The 3,160-nt window shown below is 61.5% G+C and carries 3 protein-coding genes; all 3 read right to left on the minus strand.

Annotated elements, in window-relative coordinates:
* Positions 1 to 92 precede the first annotated feature (92 nt).
* Positions 93 to 1,781: an ATP-dependent DNA ligase gene (locus ACRC4F_RS20600; RefSeq protein WP_438660998.1), complete on the minus strand. Its 1,689-nt coding sequence runs from the start codon at positions 1,779 to 1,781 to the stop codon at positions 93 to 95.
* On the minus strand, positions 1,778 to 2,812 hold the full coding sequence (locus ACRC4F_RS20605) for a ligase-associated DNA damage response exonuclease (RefSeq protein WP_438660999.1): 1,035 nt from the start codon (positions 2,810 to 2,812) through the stop codon (positions 1,778 to 1,780). Before ACRC4F_RS20605 ends, ACRC4F_RS20600 begins: the two co-directional genes overlap by 4 nt.
* A 210-nt stretch (positions 2,813 to 3,022) precedes the next feature.
* Positions 3,023 to 3,160: integrase core domain-containing protein (locus ACRC4F_RS20610; protein ID WP_438658206.1), on the minus strand; the 138-nt coding region annotated here is incomplete at its 5' end.

The following is a 3,160-nucleotide window of genomic DNA, read 5'->3' on the forward strand; positions in this document are numbered from 1 at the left end:
GTGAGCCTGCTCGCGATAGCGGATGTCAGACACTAAAGTGTTACCTGATACACCGCTATCGCGAGCAGGCTCACTCCTACACAGGGATTGGGTTAGCCCAGTAAATCCTGCAGCGTCGCGAGGTTGTCAGCCTCCTCGACCGACTTGTCCTGCCGCCACCGCAACATTCGCGGAAACCGCACGGCAATCCCGCTCTTGTGGCGTTTCGACAGGGCAATGCCTTCGAACCCCAGCTCGAACACCAGGCTCGGTTTCACACTGCTCACCGGGCCGAATTTCTCCACGGTGGTCTTGCGCACAATGCTGTCGACCTGGCGCATTTCTGCGTCGGTCAGGCCGGAATAGGCTTTGGCGAACGGCACCAGCGTTCGTTCGCTGGCGTCCGGCGGGCCGTCCCAGACCGCGAAGGTGTAATCACTGTAGAGACTCGCCCGGCGACCATGCCCGCGCTGCGCATAAATGAGCACCGCATCGACGCTGAAGGGGTCGACTTTCCATTTCCACCAGACGCCCATGTCTTTGGTACGGCCGACGCCATACAGCGCATCCCGGGCCTTGAGCATCATGCCTTCGACGCCGAGGCTGCGGGAGGCTTCGCGTTGGCGGGCGAGGTCGAACCAGTCTTCGCCGGTGAGCACCGGTGACGTAAGCAATACCGGGCTGTTGCAGGTGGCGACGAGTTGATCCAGTTGAGCGCGGCGCTTGACCTGAGGCTGACTGCGCCAGTCCTCGCCTTGCCATTCCAGCAGGTCATAGGCGAGGACCACCACCGGTACTTCTTCGAGGATTTTCTTGTCCAGGGTTTTGCGGCCGATCCGCTGCTGCAACAGGGCAAACGGCATTACCGCGGGAGTGGCCGGCGATTGCGGGTTGAAGGCGTCTTCGGTGTTGGGTCGAGGGCTTTTCCAGGCGACTATTTCACCATCGATCACCGTACCGTCGGGCAGGCCGTGCAACAGGCTGTCGAGTTCGGGGAAGCGCTCGGTCACCAGTTCTTCGCCGCGTGACCAGATCCACAGGTGCCCGTCCCGCTTGACCACCTGAGCGCGAATGCCGTCCCACTTCCATTCCACTTGCCACTGGCTCGCCGGGCCGAGCACCGCTTCGAATTGCTCGACCGGTTGCGACAAGGCATGGGCCAGGAAAAACGGGTAAGGCTGGCCACCGCGCTGGGCATGTTCGTCGGACGATTCGGCCGCGATCAATTTCAGGTAGCTGGCCGCGCTCGGGCGATTGGACAGGTCGGTGTACCCGACCAGTCGCTGGGCCACGCGTTTGCTGTCGAGCCCGGCCATGGCCGCCAGGGCGCGCGTCACCAGCAGCTTGGAAACACCAACGCGGAAACTGCCGGTAATGAGTTTGATGCAGAGCATCAGGCTGTGGCGATCCAGTTGCGCCCAGAGCGGGGGCAGTCGTTGGGCGAGGACCTCCGGGGACTCGCCGCGCAGTGGCAGCAGTTTCTCTTCAATCCACACCGCCAGGCCGTCGGTCGAGCTGTGGAGGGTTTCGGGCATAACCAGCGAAATGGTCTCCGCCAGATCGCCGACCGCTTGGTAACTTTCCTCGAAAAGCCATGGCTCAAGACCGGAAAACTCGACGGCCAGCTCACGCAGCACGCGTACCGGCACCAACTGCCGAGGTCGTCCGCCGGACAAAAAGTACACTGCCCACGCGGCGTCTTCGGGCGCAGCCTGGGCAAAGTAGGACTGCATGGCCGCCAGTTTGGCGTTGCTTGAAGTGGTCGCGTCAAGGTCCGCATACAGCTCGGCGAAGGCCTTCATGACGCCACCTCGGCGCGCTCGGTTTCGACGGAGGCGTTGTCTTCCTCATCGTCGCCATACTCCGTGCTGAAACCCATGGCATCGAGGCCCTGTTCGCGCAGATGGCGCACCAGCACCCCGACGGAACCGTGGGTGACCATCACCCGTTGAGCGCCGGTCTGCTCGATGGCCCAGAGCAGACCGGGCCAGTCCGCGTGGTCGGACAACACGAAGCCACGATCGACACCGCGTCTGCGCCGGGTACCCCGCAAGCGCATCCAGCCACTGGCGAAGCCATCGCTGTATTCGCCAAACCGGCGCATCCAGGTGCTGGCGCCGGCCGATGGCGGGGCGATGACCAGCGCCTTGCGCATCATCGGGTCGCTTTTCAGGACATCGCCCGCGTAAATCGTTGGCGGTATATAAACGCCGCTCTCGCGATACACCCGGTTCAGCGGTTCCACTGCACCATGCACCAAAATGGGGCCGATGCTGGCGTCAATACCGTGGAGAATCCGCTGTGCCTTGCCGAAGGAATAACAGAACAGCACGCTGGTTTTGTCGGCGGCGGCGTTGGCCTGCCACCACTGATTGATCTCGGAAAAGATCTGCGCCTGGGGTTGCCAGCGATAAATCGGCAGGCCGAAGGTCGACTCAGTGATGAAGGTATGGCAACGCACCGGTTCGAAGGGCGTGCAGGTGCCGTCGGGCTCGATTTTGTAATCCCCCGACGCCACCCAGACTTCGCCGCCGTATTCCAGGCGCACTTGGGCGGAGCCGAGGACATGCCCGGCGGGGTGGAAACTCAGGGTAACGCCATGGTGCTGCAAGCGCTCGCCATAGGGCAGGGTTTGCAGGCTGATGTCCTGGCCCAGTCGCGCACGCAAAATCCCTTCGCCGGGGGCGGCCGCCAGATAATGCTGGTTGCCGGTGCGGGCATGGTCGCCGTGTGCGTGAGTGATGACCGAACGCTCGACCGGCCGCCACGGGTCGATATAGAAATCGCCGGCGGGGCAGTACAAACCTTCAGGACGTGCGATAACAAGATCCATGTTGTTACCAAAATGGGGGGACTTGTTAGCTATGAGGTTTGCGCGAAGCCAGAAGTTCTATTGATTTTTTGAAGCCTGATGATCGTTCCCACGCTCCGCGTGGTAACGATCAGTTCAAGTGAAATACATCTCCTGTGGGAGCTAGCCTGCTGGCGATAGCGGTTCATCAGTCAAAACAATGTTGACGGATAAATCGCTATCGCCAGCAGGCTAGCTGTGTAAACCCACCACGTTGTTCACGGATGCTATTCGGCTAATCGGTGGCAAATAACTCAGGCTGGCATGCGGGCGATGCCAGTTGTACTCGTGCAACCACGACGTCAGGTAGGTCGCGCGTTGGTCTGAGCT

This window comes from Pseudomonas sp. (assembly GCF_051660785.1).
GTDB lineage: Bacteria > Pseudomonadota > Gammaproteobacteria > Pseudomonadales > Pseudomonadaceae > Aquipseudomonas.